The 24,360-nt window shown below is 41.6% G+C and carries 15 protein-coding genes; 8 read left to right on the plus strand and 7 right to left on the minus strand.

Translation table 11 applies throughout. The features are described from left to right. Positions 1–175: 175 nt before the first annotated feature. The gene (locus MTBBW1_RS14970; protein ID WP_080804563.1) at positions 176–1,963 is read left to right on the plus strand and encodes an AMP-dependent synthetase/ligase; all 1,788 of its coding nucleotides are present in this window, start codon (positions 176–178) and stop codon (positions 1,961–1,963) included. A gap of 224 nt (positions 1,964–2,187) precedes the next feature. Here the strand turns inward: MTBBW1_RS14970 and MTBBW1_RS14975 are convergent, their stop codons facing one another. From MTBBW1_RS14975 to MTBBW1_RS14990, 4 genes are all read right to left on the minus strand, one after another. Further along, positions 2,188–4,725 carry a hybrid sensor histidine kinase/response regulator gene (locus MTBBW1_RS14975; protein ID WP_080804564.1) on the minus strand — a complete coding sequence of 846 codons (2,538 nt, stop codon included), beginning with the start codon at positions 4,723–4,725 and terminating at the stop codon, positions 2,188–2,190. Between the two features lie 139 nt (positions 4,726–4,864). Then, positions 4,865–6,205, minus strand: a complete 1,341-nt coding sequence (locus tag MTBBW1_RS14980) for a branched-chain amino acid ABC transporter substrate-binding protein (protein WP_080804565.1) — start codon at positions 6,203–6,205, stop codon at positions 4,865–4,867. A 4-nt stretch (positions 6,206–6,209) separates the two neighbouring features. Beyond that, the gene (locus MTBBW1_RS14985) at positions 6,210–7,367 is read right to left on the minus strand and encodes a branched-chain amino acid ABC transporter substrate-binding protein (RefSeq protein ID WP_245809405.1); all 1,158 of its coding nucleotides are present in this window, start codon (positions 7,365–7,367) and stop codon (positions 6,210–6,212) included. A gap of 476 nt (positions 7,368–7,843) precedes the next feature. After that, positions 7,844–10,342 (minus strand): phosphoenolpyruvate--protein phosphotransferase, encoded by a 2,499-nt coding sequence (locus MTBBW1_RS14990; protein ID WP_080804567.1) that lies wholly within the window; start codon positions 10,340–10,342, stop codon positions 7,844–7,846. A 393-nt stretch (positions 10,343–10,735) separates the two neighbouring features. Here MTBBW1_RS14990 and MTBBW1_RS15000 point away from each other — a divergent pair, with 393 nt between their 5' ends. From MTBBW1_RS15000 to MTBBW1_RS15030, 7 genes are all read left to right on the plus strand, one after another. Then, positions 10,736–11,074 carry a P-II family nitrogen regulator gene (locus MTBBW1_RS15000; protein WP_080804569.1) on the plus strand — a complete coding sequence of 113 codons (339 nt, stop codon included), beginning with the start codon at positions 10,736–10,738 and terminating at the stop codon, positions 11,072–11,074. A 289-nt stretch (positions 11,075–11,363) separates the two neighbouring features. Beyond that, positions 11,364–12,893, plus strand: a complete 1,530-nt coding sequence (locus tag MTBBW1_RS15005; protein WP_245809406.1) for an ammonium transporter — start codon at positions 11,364–11,366, stop codon at positions 12,891–12,893. Between the two features lie 211 nt (positions 12,894–13,104). Continuing rightward, positions 13,105–13,980: a class II glutamine amidotransferase domain-containing protein gene (locus tag MTBBW1_RS15010; RefSeq protein WP_245809407.1), complete on the plus strand. Its 876-nt coding sequence runs from the start codon at positions 13,105–13,107 to the stop codon at positions 13,978–13,980. A gap of 452 nt (positions 13,981–14,432) precedes the next feature. Next, a complete protein-coding gene (locus MTBBW1_RS15015) occupies positions 14,433–17,609 on the plus strand; it encodes a glutamate synthase-related protein (protein ID WP_080804571.1) in 3,177 nt (1,058 codons plus the stop codon). 244 nt (positions 17,610–17,853) lie between these two features. Next, a complete protein-coding gene (glnT, locus tag MTBBW1_RS15020; protein WP_080804572.1) occupies positions 17,854–19,326 on the plus strand; it encodes a type III glutamate--ammonia ligase in 1,473 nt (490 codons plus the stop codon). Between the two features lie 389 nt (positions 19,327–19,715). Next, positions 19,716–21,626 (plus strand): 3-deoxy-7-phosphoheptulonate synthase, encoded by a 1,911-nt coding sequence (gene aroF / locus MTBBW1_RS15025; RefSeq protein WP_080804573.1) that lies wholly within the window; start codon positions 19,716–19,718, stop codon positions 21,624–21,626. 7 nt (positions 21,627–21,633) lie between these two features. Then, positions 21,634–21,879 (plus strand): RNA-binding S4 domain-containing protein, encoded by a 246-nt coding sequence (locus MTBBW1_RS15030; RefSeq protein ID WP_080804574.1) that lies wholly within the window; start codon positions 21,634–21,636, stop codon positions 21,877–21,879. Positions 21,880–22,117: 238 nt separating this feature from the next. Here the strand turns inward: MTBBW1_RS15030 and MTBBW1_RS15035 are convergent, their stop codons facing one another. The 3 genes from MTBBW1_RS15035 to MTBBW1_RS15045 are packed head-to-tail and all read right to left on the minus strand — an operon-like array spanning position 22,118 to position 24,346. Then, positions 22,118–22,882 carry an energy-coupling factor transporter transmembrane component T family protein gene (locus tag MTBBW1_RS15035; RefSeq protein ID WP_080804575.1) on the minus strand — a complete coding sequence of 255 codons (765 nt, stop codon included), beginning with the start codon at positions 22,880–22,882 and terminating at the stop codon, positions 22,118–22,120. Further along, positions 22,870–23,769, minus strand: coding sequence for an energy-coupling factor ABC transporter ATP-binding protein (locus MTBBW1_RS15040; RefSeq protein ID WP_245809408.1), 900 nt, complete (start codon positions 23,767–23,769; stop codon positions 22,870–22,872). Before MTBBW1_RS15040 ends, MTBBW1_RS15035 begins: the two co-directional genes overlap by 13 nt. Positions 23,770–23,773: 4 nt before the next feature. Further along, positions 23,774–24,346 carry a biotin transporter BioY gene (locus tag MTBBW1_RS15045; protein ID WP_080804610.1) on the minus strand — a complete coding sequence of 191 codons (573 nt, stop codon included), beginning with the start codon at positions 24,344–24,346 and terminating at the stop codon, positions 23,774–23,776. Positions 24,347–24,360 lie beyond the last annotated feature (14 nt).

Raw genomic sequence — 24,360 nt, forward strand, 5'->3', positions numbered from 1 at the left:
TTGCTGACGCATCACAACGAAACATGAAAGTCGTTGTATATCAGCATGTTATGGAGGCTTTCTAATAAATCCTCATGATTGCGAAGGCATCACAACTAATCTTGAAAGTCCTTTAAAAAACAAGTTGTTACAGGAACTTTCAAACAAAATCAAAAATTACATTTCTGGAGGAGCTATGTCGTTTAAGGATTACCAAAGTGTCCATGAGATGCTTTGTCAGACAGTTGAAAAATATTCCGGTCAGCCTGCCTACAGATGGTTTGATGGGAATGGAGCAGAAGAGTCAGTTAACTGGCAAGAACACTATAATAAGGTAAAGGCTGTTGCAAAAAGTCTTATTGCACTGGGTGTGGCAAAGGGAGACAAAGTAAATATATTGAGCTATACCTGCTACAGATGGGCATTAGCTGACATGGCAACGATGTCCATAGGTGCTGTAACAGTGGGTATCTATCAATCCAATTTGCCGGGAGACTGCAAATACATAATAAACCATTCCGATTCAGTTATTGTTTTTGCCGAAGATCAGGTGCAACTTGCAAAGCTTATGGAGATAAGGGATGAAATTCCTGCCATAAAAAAAGTTGTTCTTTTTAAGGGAAATTCCTTTGATGATGAGTGGGTTATATCCTTTGAAGATTTTCTTGAACTTGGTAAAAATATTCCTGACAGTGATTTTGAAAAGAGAACCAGCGAAATTTCACCCGAAGATCCTGCCGGAATTATTTATACATCAGGAACAACAGGAGTACCCAAGGGAGCAGTTTTGACACATGACAACATAACCTTTACCGCCCAGTCTGTCTATCAGAGTGCTGATTTTCATGATGGCGAGGATATGTTTATTTTTCTACCCCTTGCCCATGTTTTTGCACGTACCTGCCTGAATGCATGTATCCTTACAGGAAACAGAACCACTTTTGCCAGAAGTATTGATACACTTCTTGATGATTTCAAGATGGCAGCACCCCATTGGTTTGTAAGTGTCCCCAGAATATTTGAAAAAATACACACAAAAGTGATAAGCGGAGTTGAGGCAAAAGGCGGCATATCAGAAAAGATTTTCAACTGGGCATGTCGCGTTGGAGCAGAGGTTAGTAACTGCAAGATATACAAAATTCCAATCCCTTTCACCATCAATTTTAAATATATGATTGCAAGAAAGCTTGTTTTTTCAAAGATTCATGAAGCCCTTGGCGGAAATGTAAAGTGGTGTATCAGCGGAGCCGCACCATTGAATCCTGAAATTGCAAAGTTTTTCCATGCAGCAGGGCTTTTGATTCTTGAGGGAATCGGCATGACTGAAAATACATCTTTTAGCAATGTGAACCGCCTGGATGATTATGATTTTGGGGTTGTCGGCCCTCCAGGCCCTGGGGTACAGCATAAAATTGCCGAAGATGGAGAAGTTCTTATTTATGGCAGAAATGTCATGAAAGAGTATTACAAGATGCCCGAAGCCACCATTGACACATTTACTCCTGACGGTTGGCTCAGAACTGGTGATATCGGAGAAATAGATGAAAAAAATGTGTTGAAAATTACGGGCAGAAAAAAGGATCTTATTATTACTTCAGGCGGCAAGAATGTTGCACCATCAAGCATTGAGGGGTTGATGGCAACCTCCAAATATCTTAATCAGGTCTGTGTTGTAGGGGATCAGCGTAAATATCTCAGTGCCATTGTAACACTTGATGAAGAGAACATAAAAGCCTATGCAGAAGACAACAAAATTACATATTCAAGCTATGAGGAGCTTATCAAAAACGAGCAAATCGTTAAACTTATAAATGGAGAAATTGAAAAACGAAACAAGGAGCTTCCATCATACGAAACCTTGAAAAAGATCTCTATAGTACCTGAATTTACAATTGAGAATAAGATGATGACACCGACTTTTAAAATCAAAAAGAATATTATTCTTGAGCAATATAAGGATGAAATAGAAAAGATGTACAAGTAGTTATTCGGTGGTACATTGTCCAACATACTATTTTTTTAAGGAATAAGCCTTAAAATCGGACATCCTTCATATCAAATCAAAATTAGTTTACACTTTTAGAAAAATTCTGAACCATGATTAAAGGATTTAAGGATTAACACGATTAAAAATCAAGGTAATCCCTTAATCATGAAAATCATGGTTCAAAAAAAGTGTAAACCGACAAATGAAAGATGCCTCAAAATCTACATGTTTTTGGCTTTTTGGGGCAGAGATTCATCAAGTACAGATCGTACAGCCATGGCAAGTTCGCTTCTGTTCAGGGGTTTTTCAATATATCGGCGGATTCCTGTTTCAGCGGCTGTCTGTGGGTTCATATTTATGCTGAATCCTGTGCAAAGAAGAATGGGCATCTTTGGACAAAACTTTATGATACGTTTTGCCAGGTTAGCTCCAGTCATTTTTGGCATGGTCATGTCTGTGATTACAAGCTGGTACCTGTCAGGATTTTCGTAAATTCTTTTTAAGGCTTCTGTGGGATCAGTCTCGGTATCAACACTGTAACCAAGCTTCTCCAGAGCTTTTTTGGCCATGAAAACCATTGATGGTTCATCATCAATAAACAAAATTGTCTCATCACCTGTGGGAATAATCTCTGTCTCTTCCTGTAAAGGCATGTCAATGTTTTCGATTAAAGGCAGCAGAACAGTAAATCTTGAACCTTTACCAGGTTCGCTGTAAACAGAGATGGCTCCATCATGACTTGTAATGATGCCGTGGACAATTGAAAGCCCCATTCCAGTCCCTTTTCCTACTTCTTTGGTGGTAAAATAGGGGTCAAAGATTTTGTCGATCAACTCCGGGGCAATGCCGGAGCCTGTGTCCTTGATGGTCAACTGGACATATCGTCCGGGTTTTAATTTTTTGAACTGTATATCTATTGAACTGTCAAATATAACTTTTTTTACATTGATTTCAAGTGCGCCGCCATTCATTTCCATTGCATGGGCAGCATTTGTACACAGATTTATTATCACCTGGTGAATCTGACTTGGATCTGCCTTGATAAGCCCCTCTTCATCTGCAAGATCAAGTTTTATTTCAATTGTTGAAGGTATTGTTGCTCTCAATAGCTGAATGCTCTCCATGACAATGGAATGCAATTTTATCTGCTCTTTTTTATGCTCGTTTTTCCGGCTGAAGCTCAGAAGCTGCCGAACAATGTCCCTTGCCCTGATGGTTGCTGTTTTTATCTCCTTGAGGTTTAACCGTACCGGATTGAACTCCTCAATGTCATCCATTGCAAGTTCACAGTGTCCCAGTATTATTCCAAGGATATTATTGAAATCATGGGCAATTCCTCCGGCAAGGGTTCCGATTGCCTCCATCTTGTGTGACTGGCGAAGCTGGGTCTCAAGTTTTCTGGTGGCTTTTTCAGCCGCCTGTCGCTCTTTCATCTCCTTTTTCAGCGAAATATTGGAGTGCACAAGCTCTTTTGTCCGCTCATCAACCTGTTGCTCAAGGCCATCTATAAGCTCCACAAGTCTATGGGTCATAGCACTGAATGCCTCCCACAAAAGGCCAAGTTCATCATTTCGTGTGTAGATTTTATTTTCTGTAAGCTGATTATTTTCTGTGTGATGATAAGGTCTTGAATCACTTGAGCTGCTATTGAATGAGGTGATCCCTTTGTTATTTTTTTCTCCTGAATGTTCACTCTTCATTTCCTGGAAGCAGTTTATGTGAAGATCAAAATTTCCTTCTTTGAGTTCAGATGCTATGCGGGTCAAACGGATGATATTGATGGTTATACTCATATGGATAAGTGCTGCAAGAAAACCCACAAGCAGAAATCCAAAAAGGGCTGCCATCAAAATTATCATGCCGGTGAGACGCTCCATATCTTTATTCTTTTGCTGTGACAACTCCACATCTTTTCTGGCAAGCTCAACAAGGTTCATAGAAACCGGCTCAAGTGTCTCTGTATTGAGATCAAAGTCATTGGATATGGTACGAATCCTGGCATCAAGCTCTGGAATTTTTTTTGCAATATCCATATACCCTTGAAGTGCATCCAGAATTGGTTCCAAAGCATCTTTTTGTATAAAGGGAAGCTCATGAAGTTCCCTTTCAAGATAAACAGCACTGTTTATGGCTGATTGCATGGATGGACGTTGTCGTGTAATGAGATATTCCTTTATATGAAGCTGCATTTGGGTAAACATGTTGTTGATTCTGATATTGCTCCAGGTTTTAAGCTCTTCTTCAAGTTCTCCTCTTTTTTCTTCAAGGAGCTCCTGCAAACCTGTTTTATCGCTAATCATTTCATTGATATGTTGCAGTAGATTCCTAAAAAGTATCTGGCATCGGTTTGCAATGGAGTAGTAGAGATTGATGTTTATATGACTTTTTTTAAGCTCGGAATTTACATTTGAGTTTAAAACAAGCTCCCTTAGAAGTTGGCTGTTTTTTGATGCCCTGCCAAGTTGAATATTTACCTGTTTTACAAAGTCATCCCTGGAAGGGTTTTTGGTGGTTGTAAGGAGGGTTAAATAGAGTTCGTGTTTCAGGCGCCTTGCCTTTTCAATATCTCTGTCCATATCAAGGACAATATTCTGGATATGATAGCTTCTTCCAATTTCAGAAACTGTCTGTCTATGAGTTGTTGAGAGCAGCAGATAGCTGATGGCGCATAACAAAACAATTATACCTGACATTATACTGAATATCAGGCTGAATTTTCGGGTAATTCCAAGATTATTCCAGAATTTTTTTATCAACATTTTTATCCTGACATGTTTTTTGTTAGAAAGTCCCCATAATATGCTGATATATAACGACTTTCATCTTTTAGATTGTGGCTATCATCAGCCATGTACGTTATATAAAAGACTCTGTAACGGCCTGTTTTTAAAATGACTTTCATCTCTTTGATTGTGGCGGGTATCCGCCATGTGCGTTATTTGGATCAAATATATAGACGATATTATTCTTCAGACCGTCAAGTCCTGACAATGGATTGTCAAGGCGCATTATCTTGAACTTGTCTGCACTGCAATCCCCGAATTTATTACAGGTAAGTTTTCCTGTAACTCCCTCAAAATCCTTTGTTGAATAGAGAGCATCTCTGAGAGCCTTTCTCTCAATGACAACTGTTCCATCAGGATGCGAAACAGCAACGGACTCAATTGTCTGTAACAGCAGCTTTGTTGCATCATAGGTGTGGGCATATGAAAAATGTTGTGGAGACTCACCATATTTTTTTATGTAAGTTTCCCTTAGCATCTGGGATGCACCGCCTGATGGTGTTATTACACTTGAAAAATACATACCCTTGGCATACTCTCCGCAATCTTTTAAAAAGGATTCTGTAAGCAGAGCACCTCCGCCTATGAATACAATTTTATCAGTTTTTTGTACATCTTTTATCTGGCGGACAAGAGCAACTGCCTCCTGCTGATAGATTGGAAAATAGAGGCAATCTGATTTTGCAAGTAAAATTGAGGTAATTGCAGGGAGCATGTTTATATCCCCTTTGTTGATTGATATCGCTGTTGATATCTCTCCGCCGAGTTCACGGAATGTCTTGGTGAATTCAGAAGTATATTCAGTTGTATAAAGGCTTCCGTCGTCAATTGTTGCAGCCCTTGTCAAACCAAGCTCCTCAAAGGCAAACCATGCGGTTGCCCTTGCCATGTCTGTTCCGTTAAACATTACCCTGAAATAACCAGAATGCCAGTTCTTTCCCGCCATACCCCCGGTGGATGTTAATGAAGGCGCACTGTTTGAGCCTGAAATCATTGCAATACCAGCTTCTGTTATCACTTTTGCTGCTGTTGCTGCTGAACCTGAACAGAATGTTCCTATAACAGCAACAGTGTCAAGATTTATGGCAACTTTCAGGGCTGCAGCATTTCCCATCTCTGCTGTACAGCCGGAATCTTCTATCTGAAGCTTAACAGGATGGCCTGCAATTTCTGAATTGCATTCATCAAGTGCAATTTTTATGCTGCGGACCTGGGATATGCCGTTGGCTTCATTACCTCCGCTTAGGGCCTGCAGTACACCGATTCGAAGAGTTTGACCGGGTTCAAGCATGATACAGTCAGGCGAGTCATGGCATGGGGAATGCACAGGCTCTTTTTCACATCCTGTAAAGAAGAGCAAGGTAAATATTGTAAATAAAAATATAAAAAAATGATAGGACACAGGTGGGTAATGGCTGGATTGAATAATGCCTTTAATACAAATGGATGGTCTCATTTTTTTACTCTCCTGAATCTGTTTTCCCAAAGTAGGTGTAGATAATGTTTGATGTTAAGCCTGCAATTCCAGCCTTTGGATCATCAAGTCTCAGGATATTGAATCTGGGAAGGGCGCAGTCACCAAATGAATTACAGTTCAAGGTACCTGTAACCCCCTTGAAATTTCTGGTTGAGTAGAGGTTTTCCCGTAATTTTTTGCGATCTATGTAGAGAGTTCCATTGTTTTCCCTGACAGCAACTGTTTCAATGGCATTAAATAAAAGTGTTGCTGCGTCAAAAGCAGTTAAATAGTAGCTTGTCATTGGCTCCATATTGAATTTTTCCCGATATTTTTTTTCAAGCTCAAGGCTTCCATCTGTTTCTGGCCTTGCAGGTCCTACAAAATACATACCGGTTCCCAGCTCATTAATATCATCTATAAAAGTTGATTCTATCAATGCGCCGTCACTCATAAGTGTCAAGTCAGCAAGTTCCGGAATTTCTCTTGCTTTTTTTAAAATTTTGTTACCTTCAGGCTGAAAAAGCGGAAAAAAGAGAATATCGGGTGCAGAGTATTTGACAGCTTCCATAAGAGGTCCCATCTCGTCATCTCCCTTATTCACAGTGGCAGAGAGAACTATGGTCCCGCCAAGTGCCCTGAATGCGCTTTCAAAGCCTTCACTGAGTCCCCTTGTGTATATGTCTCCATCATTTACTGTTGCCGCCCTTTTTTTGCCAAGATTATTAAAGGCAAAGGTTGCAGCGGCTTTGCCTGCATTCTCTTCATTGTTTGCAGTTCTTAAAAAGCCTTCATGAAAGTCGGGAGCACGCTTTCCGTTCATTGATGTGAGAAAAGGAGCGCTGTTGTTTCCGGAGATCATCACCATGCCTGCATCAGACATGATCTTTGAGGCAGATGCAGCAGCAATTGAACAGGTTGTGCCTATGATTCCAACAATATCAGGATTTGAAACTATTTTCAGGGCAGCATTTGCTCCTCCTTCAAAGGAGCAGCTTGTATCTTCTTTTTGCATCTCAATGTCATGGCCTGCAATTTTGCCTTGATATGAATCAACAGCAAGTTCAATTCCTCTTACCTGCTCTGTACCAAGTGAGACAGATTTGCCGCTCAATGCCTGCAAAACTCCGATCTTCACAGGAGAGCCATTAGGAACTGTCACACATACAGAACTTTCTTCACATATTGCTTGCAATGGTGGGGAGTTGTTCTCGCTGCAGGCAGTAAGGCATGTTGTTGCAAAAAAAGATCAGCAGGAGTCTGTTGTTGAAGTATGTCACCCTGTTTTTTATTATCTGTTTAAAAAAATGCAGAAAAATCATTGGTTTCCTTCCCATGCCAGAATATTTTATTAGTTAGTTACAAAATTTTTGGTGTGGTCGTATTGTAGAGACAAGGGTTGCCTTGTCTCTACTGTTCAAAAACATTATATTTTCAAAATCGACACCTTGTTGGACTTTTTGGCATTTCTTGAATTTGTCTGAATCAGGATAACCAGGATTTACAGGATGCTCAGGATTTTTATCCTGTAAATCCTGAGGATCCTGGGCATCCTGATTCAGACAGTATTGACAAGGCTCAAAAGCTCATAGGTGTCGCTTTTGAGTATATTGTATTTGAATAGTTAATAACTCAAAGTCAACACCTATTTTGAGCCTTGTCAATATGGTCTGAATTTAGTAAATCTAAAACACCCTTTACGCTGTTTTCAGCAAGGAGCTCCTGGGCATATTGTTTTGCATCTTCAATATTCCAACTGCTAATACATTTTTGTGTTTCAAAAAGAAACTGCTTGTTAACACTAAGTTTTCTGATTCCTATCCCCAAAAAAAATGGAATAAATGCCTTCTCCTTAGCCATCTCGCCGCATACTGAGATATCTTTACCAGATCTTGTTACGCTATCTGCAATCCTTTTTAATGAACGGAGCACTCCTGGATGGTGAGGAGCATAGTATTGGGCAACCCGTTCATTTGTGCGGTCTGCTGCAAGCATGTACTGCACAAAATCATTAGTACCAATTGAGAAAAAATCTGCCTCCTTTGCCAGATCATCAATGATTTCAACAACAGAAGGCAACTCCAGCATCATGCCGATTTTTGGGATTTTTATTTTTTCACTATCTGGCTTTTCATTGCCTGTTTTTCCACTGTCTGCCTTTTCATTGTCTGGCTTTTCACTGCCTGTTTTTCCACTGTCTGGCTTTTCACTGCCTGTTTTTCCATTGTCTGCCTTTTCATTGCCTGGTTGTTCATTGTCATTTAACTCAATGCCGTCCCCTCCATTCAATTTTTCACAGCAGCTTATCACCATTTTTTTTGCCCATCTGAACTCATCAATTGATGAGATCATGGGAAACATGATTCTGAGGTTAACTTTCGGATCAGCATCCGCAGAAGCCATTAAAATGGCCATTAGCTGCTGTTCCATGATATCGGGGTGTCTCAATGCAAACCTTATTGAACGAAGGCCGAGTTCTGGGTTGGCTTCATCACCATTGTCAAGGTAGTCAACCATCTTGTCTCCGCCAATATCAAGGGTTCTTATGGTTACTTCTTTGCCGGCCATCTTTGAAAAAAGGATACTGTATATTCTTGTCTGTTCAGCATCAGAAGGAAAACTGTTTCTTACCAGAAAGGGAAATTCAGAGCGATATAGTCCTACACCGGCGGCATTCATTATAACAGCCGAGTCAAGTTCACTGAGAAGATTGATATTGACCATAAGATCAACAGAAACCTTATCATCTGTAAATGTCTCTTTTGCAGGGATATTCTCATTAATTTTATCTGATTCCAATCGGGTTAAAAACTCTGCTTCAATCTCAGGTGCCGGATTAAAGTAGATATTTCCCACCTCGGCATCCATTATAATCTTTGTCTCTTCTGGTATTGCAAGTATGTCAAACTTTTCTGCGTCACTCTCTTCTGTAATGAGCATTGGAATTCCAAGGGATCTTGCAAGGATTGCGGAATGTGATGCAATGCCGCCGCCTGTCAGGATTATTCCGGAAATACCTTTCATGGAAAATTTTACAGCCTCTGAGGGCAGAAGATCCCGGGCAACTAATATTTTGCCTTCATGCCCTTCAGAACTCTTTTTGCCGGCATTTAAAAGATTTTTAAGAAGGCGTATTGAAATATCTTCAACATCTGCAACCTTTGCACGAATATATTCATTTGGGCTTGAAGCAAAAAGATCAATATATTTTTTTGCAACATTGATCACAGCAGAGAGCGCAGACGTGCCATTGAGGGTAAGTTCCTTCATTTTGACTGAAAAATTCTTGTCCTTTAATATCATGATATGGGCATCAAAAATAAGGGCAACAGCCTCTGGAAGGCGACGGGCAATCTCCTGTTCAAGGCTTTCTATCTGCTTTATGGTTCTTTTAATTGCAAGATCAAGCTCCTTGATTCCGAGTGAGGGATCATAATGCGTATCCTCGCTGCTTCTCAACATCTCAAGAAGTGGATTCTGGCTGTTAAGCATGGCTTTTCCAACAAATATGCCCCGTGACGCTATCTGGGCAGGAAGAATTCTGGGAAGTTCAAGTTTTCTTTTTTCATTTAATAAAGACAGGGTTTTATTTTGTTCTGTTTTGTCAATGCTCTCTTCATCTTTAAGGTTAAGAAGCAGGCGGGCGTTTTCAATCAATACAGCAAGCTGAGAAGCAATTGAACGCAATACCATTGCCTCTTCGTTAGAGAATTTCAGGTTAGCTCTTCTCTGTACCACCATCACCCCTGTTCCCTGTCTGCCCCTGACTATTGGAATTGCCAGAAAACATTCAAAAGCCTCTTCATTGGCTGAAGGAAAATATTTAAAATCGGGATTTTTACTGGCATTATCCTCAAGGATCATCTCCTTTGTTTCCATTGCCTTGCCCACAAGACCTTCTCCCACACTCATTTTCACAATCCCTACAGAGTCAGGATTAAGACCGGTGGTTGCCCGAAGCACAAGCTCATTTGAACTGTTTTCAAGAAGATAGATGGAACATACCTCTGCTCTAAGGTGCTTTCCCACAAGCAATACACATCTTTGTAATATTGTTTCTGTATCCGATCCCTCTGAAAGAAGTGCAAACATTTCTCCGGCATCGCAAAGAAGCTTAAGATGACTTTTATTTCCCATAAGGCAATATTCCCGTTTTTTTTAACTGTTGAAATGGTTTTTTATAGTTTGAGGATATAACGCCCGTTTAAAGGTGTCAATATTGAGATTTGATTCAAATTTGAAGTTAAAGTAATTTAATAAAACAAAAAAGTAATTAGCTTTATTTTAAAAAACTTTTTTGTAATTTGTTCTTGTGGGTGCAAATCAGTTTTTATAATATTTTAAGCTGTTTTATTAAAAAATATGTAAATAAAATTATTAAAAATCAGATAGTTATGCTTTTATCAATGATCTGTCTCAAGGTGATGGCATCACATATGCATTTGCAGAAATCAAAAGCAATTAAAGCTAAGAATAAAAAGGAGAAAATGTTTTATAAAACTGATTTATTAACAGAGGAGATAAGATCAAATGAAAAAAATTGAAGCAATTATTAAACCGTTTAAACTTGATGAAGTCAAGGATGCCTTAAATGGATTTGGCGTTGCCGGTATGACTCTCTCTGAAGTAAAGGGTTTTGGTCGTCAGAAAGGTCATACTGAAATTTACAGGGGTGCAGAGTACAGGGTGGATTTTATCCCTAAGATCAAGCTTACCATTGTTGCGGAGGACTCCATGGTTGATAAAATTGTTTCCACCATAATGGAAAAGGCAGGAAGCGAAAAAATCGGAGATGGTAAAATATTTATCCTGCCAGTGGATGATGCCATAAGAATCAGAACAGGGGAGAGAGGAAAAGATGCTCTATGATTCCTTTAAGCTTCATGGCCTCCTGTAATCTTAATGGCTTTTTAAAGACGGCTAACCGGTCATGATTCACTATTCAACAATCGCGTCAAGTATAAAGAAATAATATTAATTTTTACTTTAAAGCAAATTTATTAGGTTAAAATAAATTTACTACGTTAAAATAAATTTACTACGTTAAAACAAATTTATTACGTTAAAACAAATTTATTACTTCAAAATTAATTTATTATGTTGAAATAAATATAAATAATTTTTTTAATATAAATATTTTTGATCAAGGAGATATGAAATGAAATCCCGGAAACTTTCACCCTTATTCTTCAATACCATAGTCTGTTTTTTTCTGATTAGCATGACAGCTTTTATGATTGCAACAGCAGCATTACCAGGAATGGCAACTGCCTCGGAAAACCAGGTCTTGGACAAGGCCATTGCATCATATCCCGAAGCTCTTTTTCAGGGCAAAAGCCAGGATGATATCCGAAAGGAGCTTCCGGTATCCGGAGCCTACAGGGATGAGACAACACCCATTGAAGAAGAGGTTACTGTGATCATTGACGGAAATCCTGCCACAACATCCATAGTGAGGTATCTCACAGACATGGAAATTTTTCAATACAGGGGAGATGTACTCTGGACATGTATTGCTGCCTTTCTGGTCTTTTTGATGCAGGCAGGTTTTGCAATGGTAGAGGCAGGTTTTACAAGGGCCAAAAATGCCGTCAATATAATGATGAAAAATATCATGGATTTTTGCATGGGAACCATAGCTTTTCTTGCTGTGGGATTTCATATAATGTTTGCAGGCCCTGGTGAATCTCTGTTTTTCCTTGGTACTACCGGAGCAACACAGTGGGGATTTGCTTTCTGGCTCTTTCAGTGTGTATTTGCCGCAACAACCGCTACCATAGTATCAGGTGGTGTTGCTGAGCGTACAAAATTTACAGGTTATCTTGCCTACAGTTTTGTTATCTGTGCATTTATTTATCCCACATTTGGAAGCTGGGCATGGGGAAGTCTTCTTGATGGTCAAGGTTGGCTTGAAGGCGTTCTTGGGGTTGGATTCTATGATTTTGCAGGATCAACTGTGGTTCACTCAATTGGTGGATGGCTTGCACTTGCAGGTGCCATCGTTATCGGCCCAAGGGTTGGGAAATTTGATTTAAATGGCAAACCAAGAGCCATTCCCGGGCATAATCTTCCATTTGCAGTAATAGGTGGTTTTCTCCTGTGGCTTGGCTGGTTTGGTTTTAATCCAGGAAGTACCACAACCTTTGACGGCAATCTTGCCCGAATTGCAGTAATGACAAATATTGCAGGCGCAGCAGGTGGTATTGCAGCAATGGCTGCTGTCTGGTTCTCTTTCAAAAAACCGGATGTTGGCATGACAGTTAATGGATTTCTTGCTGGGATGGTTGCAATCTGCTCGGCTGTTGATGTTGTAAATATCTGGGGTTCTCTGATTATCGGAGCCGTTGCCGGTATCCTCGTTGTCTATAGCGTCATTTTTATCGAACGTATTCTTAAAATTGATGACCCTGTGGGTTGCATAAGTGTTCATGGTGTTTGCGGTGCATGGGGTACCCTTGCCTATGCTTTCTTTGGAGTTGAAAGTTTCAGCTCTACAGTTCTGATGGCACAGTTAATTGGTATTGGTGTTGGATTTGCCTGGGCATTTGGAACAGGAATGGTTCTCTTTATTGCCATTAAATATACCATTGGACTTAGAGCCACAAGAGAAGAAGAGGTTACAGGGCTGGATGTTTCAGAACATGGCAATGAAGCCTACTGCGGCTTTCCCATAGACAGTCATGCATGATGAGAATGTAGATCATAAAAGATAAACAGGCATAATTGTGTGTATCAATCACTCCCAGAAAAGAAATGATGCATTTTGACGGTAAAAACTGCTGAACCGGCACTGTGAAGGCATTTCCATGATGCTGGTTTCAGCATAATCAAAGAGGGTTATCATAATGTGCGCCATTGCAGGATTACTCTTCAAGACCGATAAAGATCGGAATTTCACCATGACCACAGGGCAGGCCTTGACCCAGATCCTGGATGCAACCCTTCATCGGGGCCCTGATTCTGCCGGATGGGCAATTTATAAGGAACCTCTGGATAACCTTATCAGGATTCGTTTTATGATATCCCGAAAGAACGGGGAGACTGACGATGAAATCAAGAGAATTCATCGCCATTTAAAATGTATCAAAGTTCAGGTTGTCCATGAAGAGATACAGGGGTGTACCCTGGGCATTCATGCCCGTTATGATGGAGAGATTCTGCCCCTTACAAAAAAACTTGAAAAAGAATTTATACCTTTTTCCATTGGTAGGCGCCTTGACATAATAAAGGATGTGGGCCAACCCCTGGAGCTTTCCAGAAAATACAAAATAGATGAGTTTAATGGCAGCCACGGGATCGCCCATATCCGTCTTGCAACGGAATCAGGGGTTCGGCCAGATACAGCTCACCCTTTCTGGGCCTGCGGTTTTGCTGATGTTGCCACTGTTCATAATGGTCAGATCACCAACTACTGGATCATGCGCCGGCGTCTTGAGCGAAAGGGCATGACCTTTCAGACCCATAATGATACCGAACTTATTGCAGTTTATCTTGCTTGCCAGATGAGCTGTGGAGCAACCCTTGAGGATGCCCTGAAAGCTTCATTAGATGATCTTGACGGGACATTTTCATATCTTGTTGCCACAAAGGATTCCATTGGTTACGCAAAGGATAAAATTGCTGCCAAACCCATGGTGAAATATGAAAATGACGAAATGATCGCCATTGCGTCAGAAGAGGTTGGGCTCAATCGTCTATTTCCTGGACAATCCTTAGAGACAAGTGAGCCTGCGCCTTCAAGTTATGGTTTGTGGTCAAGATTGGTGCCTCAGTAAACTGAATACTGTCTGAATCAGGATTTCCAGGATTAACAGGATAAGGCAGGATGACTTAAAGTGGACACCTATGATCTTGTAAGCCTTGTCAACACTGTCTGAATAAGGATTCCCAGGATTAACAGGATAAGGCAGGATAACTTAAAGTGGACGCCTATGATCTTGTAAGTCTTGTTAACACTGTCTGAATCAGGATTCCCAGGATTAACAGGATAAGGCAGGATTATCTATCTATCTATCTATCCTGAACATCCTATACATCCTGGTTATTTTGATTCAGACAAATGCAATAACTTTTAAAAAAAGCAATAAGATGTCTATTTTGAGTTTATCTCTACTGCCATCCTCGAATATGAAAATTTGTATCTGTTTTCACGAAAAAATTCAAAACACCCAAAAATGCTATTAATAATTTCAGCATGTTAGCAAATAAAGATCAGAGGGAAAATATCATGGCAACCATTGATTTATCCACAATGCCCATAAAAATCGCAAATGAAGTTATCCGCGGATATGGTGCTGCCCACCAGGACATTGATATCATAAATCCTGACGCCAGGCATTACATTGCAGTTGGGCTTATAAATCCTGTGAAAATATCCATCCACGGCTCTGCCGGCTATTTCTGCGGAGGGCTAAGCGATGGACCCCGCGTTGAGGTAAGCAACAACGTAAGCTGGGGTGTTGGGGACAATATGCTCTCCGGTACAATTGTTGTGGGGGGTAATGCAGGGGCTATTGCCGGAGAGGCATTACGGGGCGGCAATATCATTATCAGAGGAAATATGGGCTCAAGGGCCGGGCAGGTAATGAAAAAAGGAACCCTCTGCTGTGCCGGAAATTCAGGTTTCATGGCCGGATACATGATGTATGGCGGGCGTATGATCATACTCGGCAATTCCGGTGCAAAGACTGGAGAGAACATGGCAGGGGGAGAAATATTTGTTGGAGGCGCAATAGAATCTCTGGGGGCAGATGCCATGCTGTGCGATATCTCAAGCCAAGAGCTGGAATCTGTTAAAGAGTTTATGGAAGAGCATAAAATATCCTTTTCCGGTGCATTCAGGAAGGTTGTGTGTGCAGGAAAGGATTTGAGCTGCGGAAAGGCTGAGCCTCGTACAAAAAGGATATCTTTTAACCATTTTTCCGGAAGTGATATACCCTGGTGGAATGAAAAGGTGCAGGAAGATATCAAGATAAAAAGCCATACAGGAAGGTACAGAGTAAGGGGTTATGGAACTTCCCGCCATATACCACATTTCAATGACATTGCATTTAAAAACTTAAAGATAAACAGCGATATAAAGTCCGGCTCCGCTTCTGCCAATGATGTTCATTCCAATGTTTCCATCCGGGGTTGGGATTCAAAAGTTTTCTTAAAAGATTTTAAATCCAAATCTTCCATGCCGGATTTGAGAACATTTATAGGAGATAGAAATGGTGGCAAAGCCCTTGATCTGAGCATGCCTCTTCTCATTGCTCCCATGAGTCTTGGTGCATTAAGCCCGGGTGTTAAAGTTGCCCTTGGTATTGCATCGCGCCTCTCTGGTATATGTGAAAACACAGGAGAGGGAGGAATGTATTCAGTTGAGCGTGCTGAAGCAAGGCAGCTTATCTCCCAATGCCTTTCAGGCCGCCTTGGCTGGAACATCCACGACATGAAACGCTCCGATGCACTGGAGCTTTATATTTCACAGGGTGCAAAACCCGGTCTTGGAGGTCAGTTGATGGCTGCAAAACTGACAAAAGAGATTGCACAGATAAGAGGAATTCCACATGGCATGGATCTGCGTTCTCCATCACGTCATCCAGATATACTTGGCGGAGATGATCTTGTCATGAAGGTTATGGAACTTAAAGAAGCTGTTGGATGGCGTCTGCCGGTAAGTCTTAAACTTGGTGGCGGTCGTACCAGGGATGATATCAAAATTGCATATAAAGATGGCATAGACTTTGTTGAGCTTGATGGTATCCAGGGCGGAACAGGTGCCGGCGGAAGCGAGGTGATAGAATATGTTGGGATCCCGACCATATCTGCCCTGATGGAGGCAATTGATGGCCTTGATGAGATTGATGCCGGAGGAGAGCTTCCCATTGTAATAATGGGTGGCATTCAAAATGGTGTTGATGCTGCAAAGGCAATTGCCCTTGGTGCCACAGCAGTTGCTGTTGGAACTCCCATGCTCATTGCCGCAGGGTGTACAGGTTGTATGCAGTGCAGTTCTGGCAATTGCCCTGTGGGTCTTACCACACAGACACCAGAGCTGGTTAAGCGTTTTGATGTTGAAAAACAGTCACTTGCAATGCATGCCTATCTTGAGTCCTTCAGGTGGCAGCTTGAAGCTGTGACAAGTGCCCTTGGATATTCCAATATAGATGAGCTTTGCCGCGATGATCTTGTTGCACTTACTCCAGAGGCTGCTGCACTTACAAGATTACCCTATGCCCCTGAATATGGTGAGTTGCGGGAAGCCAACGCTGTAACGCAAACCGAGTCACAGGAGATATCAAAAAAACACAAGGAGACCGGCAGCGCAACATTTACGAAATTATCCCGCAGGATAATAAGGGATATGAGCAAAACTTCTGCTTTGGATTCAGAAAAACAGCAGCAGATACTTGAAATGGCATTAAAGGGGCGCCCCAATCCCTTTCCGGGCAGCAGACCCGCCCACCTTGATGATGTGGTTTTTCTCTCCGCTGCCCTTACACGACTTGTGATTGATCCTTACAGGGAGGATTGCAGCACACAGACCCGCATTGCCCGCAGCATTGATATTGGCCCTGTCAATATGAACAACCCATCAGTTCAAATGGAGCAGCCTTTTATTTTTACAGGATTTGATGATGCACCGGAAGTTGTAAAAAATGCACTTGGAGCTGCCATTGAAGCATGCGGTTGCGGATATGCGGGAAGAAGACCCCTTGCATCTCCAAAATCACATATTTGGTTTCAACTTCTTGTTGCTGATGATACTCCATCACCCCTTGCTGATGCCCTGATTTATGCAGGCAAAGAGCTTCCAGATAATTTTCAACTGAATCGCCTTCACAAGAATCAGTTGCTGGGAATATCTGCAAATGGAAAGACATTGCCCAGAATACTTCCATATGCACTGGAAAACGGATTTGATATTCTAATTCTTGATACCACAGCAGGAATTGTCGAACCATGGGTGGAGCTATCATCTTCCTTTGACCTTACTGTAATAAGGGATGCGATTTTGAGGCTTCGCTCCATGAAAATGGAGGAAGAGATCTGCCTTATCAATTTTGGCGGGCTTCGTTCCGGAACAGATGTTGCCAAATCCCTTGCCTTAAATTGCAATGCATCACTTGTAGGAGCTGCAATGGCCATTGCAATGGGAGGATGCATAAAAGGAAATTCCATTGATTTTGGATATGAACAGGAAGGCACAAAAGGTGAAACTGATGAAAAATCGCTGTTTGACGCTGCTGTCAACTGGATAAGGGGAAGCTCCCAGGAAGCCGCAGTTATTGCAAGGTGTGCCGGTAAAACCAACATACATAATCTTGAGCCTGAAGATCTGCGTTCCATCTCCATTGTAACTTCAGAAGCACTTGGTCTTGGACTAACATCAGGAGCTGTGAAACGTCAGAAGTTTTAACCTTCGTGAATACAGTATTTAGCCTTTGTGAATACAATATATATATTTTCTCAAAGTCAACCCCTATGATTTTGTAAGCCTTGTCAACACTGTCTGAATCAGGATTCCCAAGATTAACAAGATAAGGCAGGATTATCTATCCTGAGCATCCTATCCATCCTGGTTATCCTGGTTCAGACAACTGCAATAACTTATGCAAAAGCAATAAGATGTCGATTTTGAGTATTTAAAAAGGAAAAGTGTTATGACAGCCATCGCAATGATAAAAAATCCGGTTATCGATAATAGTGAAGAAATAGAAGAGTCAACAGCTATCAACAATATAAAATATATGCCTGAGTCCGATCAGGATAACAGGAAAAAGGTTTTTGAAGGTTTGAAAAGGCAGAATGTTGAGTTCATTCTTGCACAGTTTGTTGATATCCACGGTGCTCCAAGGGTGAAACAGGTTCCCCTTGACAGTTTTGATGATATAATTGACAAGGGTGCAGGTTTTGCAGGCGGTGCTGTGTGGGGAATGGGAATGGGGCCTGAAAGCCATGATCTTATGGCAAGAACCGATCTTGAAACCTTCAAGCAGCTACCCTGGCAGCCCAATGTGGCTCTGGCAAGCAGTGATCTTTATGTTGATGGTGAAGCTTGGCCATTTTGTCCAAGAAACAACCTGAAAAGAATGCTCAAGATAATGGCAGAAAAAGGATATACACTTAACGGCGGGTTTGAACCAGAGCATTTTCTTGTGACCCGTGATGATCAGGGTAACCTTAAACCATGGGATCCTCTCAATATTGACAGTCAGCCAAAGCCCTGCTACGACTTTAAGGGGATGTGCCAGAGCATGGATTATCTACAGGATATCATGCGATATGGCAATGAGATGGGATTTGGTATTTACCAGAGTGACCATGAGGATGCAAATGGTCAGTATGAGATCAACTTTGACTGGACAAATGCTCTTCATGCATCGGATCGTCTTGTCCATTTTCGCATGATGTCAGGACAGGTTGCCCGCAAATATGGTGCCATTGCAACCTTTATGGCAAAGCCCTTTGAAAACATGACAGGTTCAGGAGCGCATCTGCATTTCCATGTTGCCGATGCTGTAACTGGAAAGAATATTTTCCCCCTTGCTCCCTCTGAAAAAGACTGGAAGGGGCTTGGCCTTTCAAAAACAGCCATTCATTATATTGGCGGTCTTCTTAAACATATACGGGCAATTACAGCGGTTGCATCACCCCATATCAATTGCTATAGACGTATCCAGAGCGGAGAGTTTGTTTACTCATCTGCATCTGGATACACCTGGACACCCTCTTTTGCATCATACGGAGACAACAACCGTACCCAGCTTTTTAGATGTCCTGATTCCAACAGGATTGAGGACAGATCACCATCATCCATGGTTAATCCATATCTGCTGCTTGCTGTCAATATTGCAGCCGGTCTTGATGGCATTGAAAATCAAATTGATCCGGGCGATGCAATTATGGGCAGAAACATATGGAATCTTTCCATCCAGGAGCGCAAGGAGCTTGGTATGATACTTCTGCCCCAGAATCTCATGGAGGCAGTTGAGGCGCTTGAAGAAGATGATGTTGTAAAGGGGGGACTTGGGGCAATTGCAGATGAATATATAAAACTTAAAAAAGGGGAGTGGGGGGAGTTCATGCGTCATGTAACGCCTTGGGAGGTTAGGCGGTCTTTGACTCTTTTGTGAACGTTAGAATCAAATCTTTGTTTTTTTCTTGCGAGGTCGTTTTGATAATGCTGCAACAAATTGCTTGACAACAAAAAAATGGTGTGCAATTGTTGAAAAGTTTTTTTAATGAGTATCAAGGAAAGTGCAGAAAAATAACAGATTTACCGGAATAGTTTGGAAGACATAAAGATGAATGCTTGTCATATAAACACATTTTTTAATTTTGGACGTTTCTTTTTTAGGAGCGTCTGTCCGGTATAGAATCCCCAAGCGATCAATACCCCGGACGGACTTTTCAATGTCTGTCCGGGGTTTTTTTATTTTAAGCCCTGGAAGCAAAGCTTTCAGGGCTTTTTTATTTTTAAGGTCAGAAGAGAATATTGTGTTTAATAAAAAAGGAGCAAAAAATGATACTTGTACTTGATAAATCAATGACCCAGGTGAAGAAAAACCAGCTCAAGAGCATTCTTGCGGAAAAGGGGTGCATGGTACATGAACCTGGTGGCAGCGGACAGAATATCCTTGGGATAATTGGCAAAAACAGTTTGACAAAGGAGTTTTTCATGGCGCAGGACGGGGTGCTGGATATTGTTCCCATATCCACGGCCTACAAACTTGTCAGCCGCCAGATGAAAAAGGAAGATACTGTAATTCGCATAGGTAATGTTGAGGTTGGCGGAGACAGGATTGCCATTATTGCAGGCCCGTGTGCTGTGGAGAGCCGTGAGCAGGCCATGACCATTGCAAAGGAAGTGAAAAAATATGGCGCAACTCTTTTCCGGGGCGGAGCATTCAAACCCCGCTCCTCACCATACTCATTTCAGGGGCTTGAGGAAGAGGGATTGAAGATTCTTGCAGAGGTAAGGGAGGTCACAGGACTTAGAATTGTAACTGAAATAACATCTCCAATGCATGCGGATCTTATGTTCAAATATGTTGATGTAATCCAGATTGGAGCCAGAAACATGCAGAACTTTGAACTTCTCAAGTGTGCCGGACGCATGGGAAAGCCCGTTGTATTAAAGCGGGGTCTTGCCTCCACAATTGAGGAGTGGCTCATGTCTGCCGAGTATATTGCAGCAGAAGGCAACCCCAATATTATCCTGTGCGAAAGAGGTATTCGCACCTTTGAACCATATACCCGAAATACCCTTGATCTTTCTGCAATTCCGGTACTAAAGCAACTTACCCATCTGCCGGTACTCATCGACCCCAGCCATGCCACAGGTATAAGGGAAAAGGTAAGCCCCATGGCAAGGGCTGCTGTTGCAGCAGGCGCTGACGGGCTTATGATAGAGGTTCACCACAAGCCTGAAGAGGCACTTTCTGACGGTCCCCAGAGCCTCTATCCAAAACAGTTTGGCCGCCTTGTCAGGGATATCTATGTAATTGCCCCTGTTGTTGGAAAACAGCTCACCCACGACTATACAGGGTCTGCGGCAGCAGCATCACATCAAAGAGGTTATACACAAAGCAACAAAGAGGGCAAGCAGGTTGTCTATCTTGGAGAAGTAGGAACCTTTAGCCACAAGGCTGCATCCCAGTATTTCGGCAGTGATGTGACAAGTTATCCAGCTCCGACATTCAGGGATATCTTTGAAAATGTGAAAAGCGGAGCTGCGGATTTTGGTATCATCCCCATTGAAAACTCACTTGCCGGAAGCATCCATGAAAATTACGATCTTCTGTTAGAATATGAGCTTAATATTACAGGAGAGCTTTCGCTCAGGGTAATCCATAATTTAATTGCACATCCTGACACAAAGCTTGAGGATATAAAGCAGGTTCTGGCACCTCCGCCGGCTTTCCAGCAGTGCCGCCGTTTTCTTGATGCCAATCCGGATATTAAAATTGTTCCTGTAAATGCCACAGGAAGTGCTGTGAAGCGGATTGCAGAATCAGGTATCAGGGAAGATGCTGCCATAGGAAGCATTGAGGCAGCCGAGATATTTTCCATGAATGTACTTGAGGAGACCATTGAGGATAACCCCAGAAATTTCACAAGGTTTGTGGTAATTGAGAAAAAACCTGTAACAGAAGGTGTGAAAAATAAATCATCAATTGTATTTTCAACATCCAACAATCCAGGGGCACTTTTCGAGGTTATGAAGGTCTTTTCCGAAAATCAGATTAACCTTGTAAAGCTTGAGTCAAGGCCAATACATGGTAAGCCATGGCAATATATGTTCTATGCAGACCTTGAAGCTGACATGAGTGATCCTGAAAAAAACAGTGTACTTGAAGAGATTCAGAAAAATACAGAGTTTTTCAGGATTTTGGGTAGCTATAACTGCGGTTCTGATAGGCAGATGGAGTAAAAGTTGTATGATTCAACCTAAAACTATTCACGCTAAAGCAAAAAATGTGATGATCAATACTGAGCCTGTTGAACTATACAAGATACTTAAGTTTGAAAATCTTGTTTTAAGTGGAGGCGAGGCAAAGCATGTAATTGCCGATGGTATGGTTAAAGTAAATGGCAACGTAGAAACAAGAAAACGAAGAAAGATAGTTTCAGGAGATTATATTGAATTCAACGGTGAGGGGATGAATATTATTAAAAGCCATTAATTTTATTGGAAAATATATGTAAGTGGCTTGTTTTTTGGCATCTTTCATTTGCCTGTTTACACTTTTTGTGGCTTATTCTTTTGTCTGAATCACGGATTAAACGGATTAAAAGATTACACTGATTGAAAAAATCTGTGTAATCAGCGTAATCTGTGGCAATCCGTGATTCAGATAATAAAAAAAAGTGTAAACTAATTTTGAGTTGATATGAAGGATGCCCTTATTTTGTGATCATTACTTAGTATATAACTGTAATTATTAATATAACAATTGATATTGTGTAAAAATATGGCTCATTGCCCGAAGGATGAAAGGGCTTTTCTCTTCTTTCATCACTGTAACATCGTGACTCCATTGCTGCTGCAAGTGTGTCGGCCGATCTGAAGATCTTTTCCAGAACAGGAATACCCACTCCTGCCATACGTTTAAAGGGACTCTTCTGAAGGTGGACACACCTTGCTTTTCTGGCATCTGATACCTCACCTGCCTTTTGAAGAATAAGGGGCAGAAATCTTATAAAGAGGCTTACCATAACGCCAGCACGCTTTTCCGGTATAAAAGGCAATGGTTTTAAAAACCACTCAACAGCTCCTTTAAGGTCAGACGGGCGGATTGTGGCAGAAAAAAGAGTTCCCATTATCATGACAGCCATAAATCGCCAGCAGATTTTTGCTCCGTCAATTATTCCCTCCATACTTACTGTTATTCCTGGTATAAAAAAAGTGAACAGATTAGATGTCCCTGGTGTGACAATGGAGCGCACTATAAATATCACTCCAAGAAAGACAAAAAAGTATCGTAAATCATGGGCAAGTTCAGAGAGAGTTAAGCCAGATATATGCAAAAAGATAAAAAGCAGGGATGTAATAAAAGCAAGGGCTGTAAAGTCCGCTTGTGCAACTGCTATGCTCATAAGGCATACAGAGGCAACCTTGCACCTGACATCCAGATTGAAAAGAACCGAAGTGCCAAAGCGGTATAGCAAAGGGTTCAACTGTGCCATGGTAAAATTGCCTTTGAAGAGCCAAGTTTTGATGCACAAGGCTCTCTTATACCGAACTTTTCAACGGTTTTCAGAAGTTTGTCTGGTTTGTCATCTGCTGCCAGGCGGCCTTCATGGATAATTATCATGCGGGTTGCGTAATATATAACCTTTTCAATGTCATGGGTGGCAATAAGCAGGGTCTGGCCGGACTCATGCAGGGATTGAATCAATGAGAGCAGATCAAGGGTTCCAGGGTAATCAAGGTTGGAAAATGGTTCATCCATAACAATAACTTCGGGGTTCATGGCAAGAATGCCGGCAATGGCAAGACGTCTCTTTTCCCCTCCTGACAATGTTGCAGGAGTCTGGTCTTTAAGATGCCACATGTTGAGTCTTGTCAGGATATCTTCAACCCTTTTTTCAATTTCATGCCTTGGGAGATTGAGATTTTCAGGGCCAAAAGCAACATCGTCATAAACGGTTTCTCCAACAATCTGGCAATCAGCATCCTGAAAGATCATCCCCACCTTTTGACGGGCATAGGAGATATCCTTTATCACAGCTTTTCCATGTATGAGAACCTCTCCTGACTGAGGGCGCATTAATCCGTTCAGGTGTCGGAAAAGGGTGCTTTTGCCAGAGCCGTTCTGGCCTGCCACAATAACAAACTCTCCTGGTTTCAGAGCAAAGGAGATATCTTTGATTCCCCTTACACTCCCCTTATAAACATGGGAAAGATTTTTTACTTCAAGGATGTTTTCAGAAGAGTCCAAGTTTACTTCAAGAATGTTTTTAGAAGAGTCCAAATTTACTTCAAGAATGTTTTCAGAAGAGTCCAAATTTACTTCAAGAATGTTTTCAGAAGAGTCCAAATTTACTTCAAAAATGTTTTTAGAAGAGTCCAAAAGTTCAGCTCTCCTGGGTAGAGCTTTTTAAACTCGACATGTTAAACATGGGACTAATCCTGTGTATGATATAACTTCCTGCAAAAATCTTAAGCAGATCCCCAGGAAGAAACGGAATCATTCCTGCTGCCGCAGCTTTTGTCCATCCCATTCCGGTTACAAATTTGAGCCATGGCACCCCTGCAGCATATACAACAAGGGAACCTGCTGTCATTGCCAGTATATTCTTGTAAAATGGTAGTCTGTTCCCTGGTATTTTCGCGATAAAACCGGCTGTTAAAACTGCGGGAATATAGCCTAAAAGATAACCACCGGTTGGTCCGAACAGGCGCCCAATACCGCCGGTACCTCCAGCAAATACAGGCAGGCCGCATGCACCCATGAAAAGATAGAGAAGAACTGCCGCAGCACCCCAGCGAGTACCAAGAAGAAGACCGGCCATAAGAACAAACATGTTCTGAAGGACAATGGGCACAGGTCCCACAGGAATGGCAATGTATGCTCCTGCTGCCATCAGGGACGCAAAAAGTGACGCATAAACAGTCATTTTAATGGATGTAGCTTTGTTCTCTTTCATAAAAGTCCCATTTT

Origin of the sequence: Desulfamplus magnetovallimortis, assembly GCF_900170035.1 — a bacterium.
In the GTDB taxonomy this organism is placed as follows: Bacteria; Desulfobacterota; Desulfobacteria; order Desulfobacterales; family Desulfobacteraceae; genus Desulfamplus; species Desulfamplus magnetovallimortis.

Excerpts from the sequence above, each read along its gene's own strand:
- MTBBW1_RS14970 (WP_080804563.1), top strand. The coding sequence starts at position 176 with ATGTCGTTTAAGGATTACCAAAGTGTCCATGAGATGCTTTGTCAGACA.
- MTBBW1_RS14975 (WP_080804564.1), bottom strand. The coding sequence starts at position 4,725 with ATGTTGATAAAAAAATTCTGGAATAATCTTGGAATTACCCGAAAATTC.
- MTBBW1_RS14980 (WP_080804565.1), bottom strand. The coding sequence starts at position 6,205 with ATGAGACCATCCATTTGTATTAAAGGCATTATTCAATCCAGCCATTAC.
- MTBBW1_RS14990 (WP_080804567.1), bottom strand. The coding sequence starts at position 10,342 with ATGGGAAATAAAAGTCATCTTAAGCTTCTTTGCGATGCCGGAGAAATG.
- MTBBW1_RS15000 (WP_080804569.1), top strand. The coding sequence starts at position 10,736 with ATGAAAAAAATTGAAGCAATTATTAAACCGTTTAAACTTGATGAAGTC.
- MTBBW1_RS15005 (WP_245809406.1), top strand. The coding sequence starts at position 11,364 with ATGAAATCCCGGAAACTTTCACCCTTATTCTTCAATACCATAGTCTGT.
- MTBBW1_RS15010 (WP_245809407.1), top strand. The coding sequence starts at position 13,105 with ATGACCACAGGGCAGGCCTTGACCCAGATCCTGGATGCAACCCTTCAT.
- MTBBW1_RS15015 (WP_080804571.1), top strand. The coding sequence starts at position 14,433 with ATGGCAACCATTGATTTATCCACAATGCCCATAAAAATCGCAAATGAA.
- glnT (WP_080804572.1), top strand. The coding sequence starts at position 17,854 with ATGACAGCCATCGCAATGATAAAAAATCCGGTTATCGATAATAGTGAA.
- aroF (WP_080804573.1), top strand. The coding sequence starts at position 19,716 with ATGATACTTGTACTTGATAAATCAATGACCCAGGTGAAGAAAAACCAG.
- MTBBW1_RS15030 (WP_080804574.1), top strand. The coding sequence starts at position 21,634 with ATGATTCAACCTAAAACTATTCACGCTAAAGCAAAAAATGTGATGATC.
- MTBBW1_RS15035 (WP_080804575.1), bottom strand. The coding sequence starts at position 22,882 with ATGGCACAGTTGAACCCTTTGCTATACCGCTTTGGCACTTCGGTTCTT.
- MTBBW1_RS15045 (WP_080804610.1), bottom strand. The coding sequence starts at position 24,346 with ATGAAAGAGAACAAAGCTACATCCATTAAAATGACTGTTTATGCGTCA.